The 4,781-nt window shown below is 70.2% G+C and carries 4 protein-coding genes and 2 pseudogenes; 3 read left to right on the plus strand and 3 right to left on the minus strand.

The annotated features are described in order from the left end of the window. The 3 genes from FPZ41_RS44835 to FPZ41_RS44845 form a co-directional block, all read right to left on the minus strand. Positions 1 to 567: helix-turn-helix domain-containing protein (locus tag FPZ41_RS44835; RefSeq protein ID WP_228023439.1), on the minus strand; the 567-nt coding region annotated here is incomplete at its 3' end. Positions 568 to 1,442: 875 nt separating this feature from the next. Further along, entirely contained in the window at positions 1,443 to 1,862 is a 420-nt protein-coding gene (locus tag FPZ41_RS44840) for a DUF3017 domain-containing protein (protein WP_322621534.1), read from the minus strand. Positions 1,863 to 2,022: 160 nt separating this feature from the next. Further along, positions 2,023 to 2,877, minus strand: coding sequence for a bifunctional methylenetetrahydrofolate dehydrogenase/methenyltetrahydrofolate cyclohydrolase (locus tag FPZ41_RS44845; protein WP_131571940.1), 855 nt, complete (start codon positions 2,875 to 2,877; stop codon positions 2,023 to 2,025). Between the two features lie 266 nt (positions 2,878 to 3,143). Between FPZ41_RS44845 and FPZ41_RS44850 the strand changes: the two genes are divergently transcribed. From FPZ41_RS44850 to FPZ41_RS44860, 3 genes and pseudogenes are all read left to right on the plus strand, one after another. Further along, positions 3,144 to 3,857 carry an RDD family protein gene (locus tag FPZ41_RS44850; RefSeq protein ID WP_152870488.1) on the plus strand — a complete coding sequence of 238 codons (714 nt, stop codon included), beginning with the start codon at positions 3,144 to 3,146 and terminating at the stop codon, positions 3,855 to 3,857. A gap of 168 nt (positions 3,858 to 4,025) precedes the next feature. Beyond that, positions 4,026 to 4,250: pseudogene (locus tag FPZ41_RS44855) on the plus strand (hypothetical protein); the annotation flags it as partial. Continuing rightward, positions 4,250 to 4,616, plus strand: a pseudogene (locus FPZ41_RS44860) (lytic transglycosylase domain-containing protein); the annotation flags it as partial. The pseudogenes FPZ41_RS44855 and FPZ41_RS44860, both read left to right, overlap by 1 nt. Positions 4,617 to 4,781: the final 165 nt, after the last annotated feature.

Below are 4,781 nucleotides of genomic sequence, written 5' to 3' on the forward strand. Positions count from 1 at the left end.
GTACGGGCCCGCGGACGAGCCCGCCGACGACCCTCCGTACGACCGCTCCCCCTCCCCCGGCGCCGCCCCCCGGGACGGAGTCGAGGGCGGGACCGTGGGCGCCACGCCCGCCGGGCCCGCCACACCCGGCGTCGCGGTCGCGCCGCGGCCCGCCCTGCCGCTCTTGCCCTTGGCGGGCGGCGGATTCGTCCCGAGCGCCCCGAGCGCCCCGAACTCCCCGAGCTCTCCGGTTTCCCCGAGCGCGGCGCGCGCCTGGGAGATGCGGATGGCCTCCATGGTCATGTCGTGGCGCATCTCCGAGCGGCTCCAGGCCCGCTCGGCCAGTTCCCACATGGTGGTCAGGTGCACGGGATTGGTCCCGGTCACCTCGGCCAGCGCGACGATCGCACCCTTGGGCGCGAGGAGCCGGCCGTTCAGATAGCGCTCCCAGGACGTCTTGCTGTAACCCGTGCGGTCGGCCACCGCGGCAATACTCAGCCCGCTGCGGTCGACGAGCCGACGCAACTGGCCGGCGAACTCCTTGACCTGCGGATCGAGTTCATCGGGCAGATCCCTCCAACGAGGCATTGCTCCCCCCTCTTTCCCCCCGAACGTGCCTGATCTTTCCCCCCGTACTGCTTCTCCCGCGCATGGTGCCCTCGCCTAGTTCGAGCGTCCGAGCGTCCGAGTCCGCGTTCGTCATTCTCGACCGTCCCGAGAGCGCCCCGAAGCGTTCCGGACATCTCGTTACGTCTCGTTACGTTCCTGCGTCTCGTTACGTTCTTACGTCTCGTCACGTTCGTTGCGCCCGCTCCGGACCACCCTGTGGGATGCGCCTGGCCAGGATGCCAGTTCCCGAAGTGGGGGCGCGCACGGAAGCATTCGGGCCAAGGCATGCGCCGTCGCACACCCCTGGCCTGCGGTCCAGTGTCCCATCGTCACCCTGTACCCCCGGACGGAGCCCTGACGGGCCCGCGGGAGTCACCGGACCGCCCCAACTGACCACGTTATCCCTGCCGTTGAGCGCTCTCGCCGCAGTTCCCGAACTTGTCAACACATCGACACAATGGGGACACATACACAGAAACAGGGGGATCAGGGGGGATCACCTGCCTCACAGGTGTGCCCGGCGGGGCGAAGCAGGGCGACGACCGCCCACCCGGACGGAGAAACCGTGCCGGAATGGTCACCTCCGTGCCACAGCGAGCAGACAGCTGTTGAACGCCGTGTTCGCCGTACCCGAGTGTTGTCCCCGACGGCGGTCCGTCCTGACTCGGGGGAGGGGACGGGCCGCCGTCCTGGGTTCCAGCCTCTGTGGGCCTCTGTGGATGAGAACGGCAGGGACTCGTCCTGCCACGACGGCCTGCCCACGCACAACTGACGGGCCCGCCGGCCCCTGAGAACAGCGGTGGCCCGTCCTCACCCGGAGGTGTGGACGGGCCACCGCGGTGCGCGCTGCCGCGTCACCTGATCGTGAAGTGGAGCGTGTCGTCGAGGAACGGTATCTCCAGCCACGGGTCCGGCTGGGCCATCATCGCGAGCAGGACGATCCCGGCGCCGAGGATTCCGTACGTGACCATGTCGGTGAACCGGGAGCGCACGGCGAGCATGCCGACGTCGGGCAGGGCCCAGCGCAGCACGGCGCCGGCGATCAGAGCGGCGCCGACCAGGATCGTGCCGAACCGGAACACATCCAGCGCGGTCAGCAGCAGTCCGAGCCCGACGCCGGAGAGCACGGCGAGGATCGGCCACTGACGGGCCGGTGCCGGGGCGTCCCGGGGCGCCGCGCGGCCGCCGCCCTCGGGGCGCGCGGTGTCACGGGTGAACCGGGGGAAGCGCCGAGTGATCCGTTTCGGCTCCCCGGTGGCGTCCGGTGCGCTGATCGCGTCACGTACGGTCTGCTCCGCGTTCTTCTCCGGGGTCTTCTCCGCGTTCTTCTCCGCGTTCTTCTCCGGGGAGCCGGCGCCGTTCTCCGTCCCGGCTCCGGAGGTCTCGTCCTCGCGGGTTCTGTCCTTCACCGTGCCCTCCGGCTTGCTCGTCGCCTCAGCCGACACCGCGCTCCGCCGCCTCGACGACGTTCACCAGCAGCTGCGCACGGGTCATCGGGCCGACACCGCCCGGGTTCGGCGAGATCCACCCGGCGACCTCGGCGACGCCCGGGTGGACATCGCCCACGATCTTGCCCTCGGCGGACCGCGAGACGCCGACGTCCAGGACGGCGGCGCCCGGCTTCACGTCCTCGGGCCGGATCAGGTGCGCGGAACCGGCGGCCGCGACGATGATGTCGGCCCGCTTCAGGTGCGCCGACAGGTCGCGCGTGCCGGTGTGACACTGCGTCACGGTCGCGTTCTCGCTGCGCCGCGTCAGCAGCAGCGGCATCGGGCGCCCGATGGTGACGCCGCGGCCGACGACCACGACCTCGGCGCCCTTGATCTCGACGCCGTACCGGCGGAGCAGGGTGAGGACGCCGTTCGGGGTGCAGGGCAGCGGCGCGGGCTCGTTCAGTACCAGCCGGCCCAGGTTCATCGGGTGCAGGCCGTCCGCGTCCTTGTCCGGGTCCATCAGCTCCAGGATGCGGTTCTCGTCGATGCCTCTGGGCAGCGGCAGCTGGACGATGTAACCGGTGCACGCGGGGTCCTCGTTCAGCTCCCGCACGACCGCCTCGATCTCCTCCTGCGTGGCGGTCGCGGGCAGTTCGCGCTGGATGGAGGCGATCCCCACCTGCGCGCAGTCGCGGTGCTTGCCGGCGACGTACTTCTGGCTGCCGGGGTCGTCACCGACCAGGACCGTGCCGAGCCCGGGCGTGACCCCCTTCTCCTTCAGGGCCGCCACGCGGGCGGCCAGGTCGGACTTGATCGCGGCTGCGGTGGCCTTGCCATCGAGAATCTGGGCGGTCATGGGCCCCATCCTCGCCGATGACCTGCCCCCGGTACCAATCCGGGCACCCGCCGACGCCACCGGGGTACCGGTCACCTCGTATCCGCCCATGATCAGTGATGTTGCACTTGCACAACACATAGCGAATGCCGCTGGACAAATAAGCCGAGCCTAAAGAACGATGAACGGCGCAGTGCCGCGGGCAGTGCCGGGGGGACGAACCGCATCACATGAACCTTCCTCCGAACGTGCCGCGCGTCGTCCCCATCAACGGAGGAAACACCGCCATGAGTTTCGGCGACCCGAACAACCCGTACGGGCCCCCGCAGGGCCAGCAGCCCGGCTATCCCCAGGCCCCGCAGCCGCAGCCCGGTTACGGCTACCCCCAGGGCGCCCCGCAGGGCGTGCCGCCGCAGCAGCCCGGTTACGGCTACCCGCAGGCCCCGCAGGGTGTGCCGCCGCAGCAGGGCTACGGCTACCCCCAGCAGCCGGGCTACCCGGGCGGGCCCGCCGCTCCCCGGCCGGCCTCGATGGGCCGCCGCTTCGGTGCCCGTCTGATCGACGGTGTGGCCTTCGGCATCATCTACTTCATCCTCGGCGCCATCGGCGTCGCCGGTACCGTCGGTGCGGCCCAGGACTGCGACCCGGCTGCCGCCGACTACAACACCTGCATCAACGACGCCAGTTCGAGCATCGCGGCCTCGTTCGGCGCCGTGATCGGCATGCTCGCGATCGTCGGCCTGCTCTACGAGTGGCTGATGACCGGCCTGGTGGGCGCGACCCTGGGCAAGCTCGCCGTCGGCATCCGCGTCGTGAAGGTGGACACCGGTCAGAAGCCCGGCCTGGGCTCCTCGTTCATCCGCTGGATCATCCCGCTGGTCGGCAGCTTCGCCTGCGGTATCGGCCAGCTCCTGGTCTACCTGTCCCCGTTCTGGGACAAGTCGGGCCGCCAGCAGGGCTGGCACGACAAGGCCGCGAGCACGATGGTCGTACAGAACTGACGCTCGACGCCTGACCTCGACGCCTGACGACGTCGCGTTCGTGCCATTCACCCCTGGGGCCGTGTCTCTCCCCCTTCGAGGAGGGACACGGCCCCGGCGCGTCCCCCTAGGCTGTGACAGGTGGCCCGCGAGGCACGGATTCAGCCGCGAGGCACGGGGAGACACACCTTGTACAGCATCATCGTGGTACCTCCGCCGACCACGGAGGACGAGCGAACCAGCCGCCGCACCGACCTGCCCGACAGCCCTGGGAGCAGCCCCCAGTTCCGGCTCGCCCCGGGCGAGCGGCTCTCGTTCGGGCGGTCCACGGCCGACAACGACCTGACGATCCCGCACGAGGGCGTCTCCCGCGCGGCCGGTGAGATCACCGCGCACAGCGCGTTCTGGATACTGCGACGTACGGCCGGCCGGAACTCCTCACCGACAAGGGCGTTCCTGGCGCGTACCGCCCGCTCATCGCCGCGATGCTGAAGGCGGAGAGCGACTTCGACCCGAACCTCTCCGATCCGGACAAGGACGAGTTCGGGATCGCCCGTTGGACCCCACGGGTGCTGCGCTGGTGGATCCGGGACGGCGGCATGCCCGCGAAGACCCTCCCCGACCCTCCTTTCCCGCCCGCCCAGTCCGTCCCCGCCAGAGCCGCTACCTGTGCTTCGTCGAGCCGTGCCTGAGGTCTGTGGTCTCCCCGGCGACCGGCGCGTCCTCGTTGCCGCCTACCGGACGTCGTACAACGTGGTGAACAACACGGGCGGAGTTCCGAACTGCCGGCACGAGCGCGCTTTGTTGAGTGTGAGTGAGTACCTGTGCTTTCGGCCGAGCTGTGGGGACGGGCATCCCGCGGAAGCGAACGGCAGTTTGTGTGCCGAATGCGTGACCTTGACGGTCGAGGCTCGTTGGGCGGGATGACGGCTTCGTCGCTGGGGG

Origin of the sequence: Streptomyces acidicola, assembly GCF_009377235.1 — a bacterium.
GTDB lineage: Bacteria > Actinomycetota > Actinomycetes > Streptomycetales > Streptomycetaceae > Streptomyces > Streptomyces acidicola.

Bases quoted from the DNA above. Each gene is read 5' to 3' on its own strand.
- FPZ41_RS44845 (WP_131571940.1), bottom strand. From the start codon at position 2,877: ATGACCGCCCAGATTCTCGATGGCAAGGCCACCGCAGCCGCGATCAAG.
- FPZ41_RS44850 (WP_152870488.1), top strand. From the start codon at position 3,144: ATGAGTTTCGGCGACCCGAACAACCCGTACGGGCCCCCGCAGGGCCAG.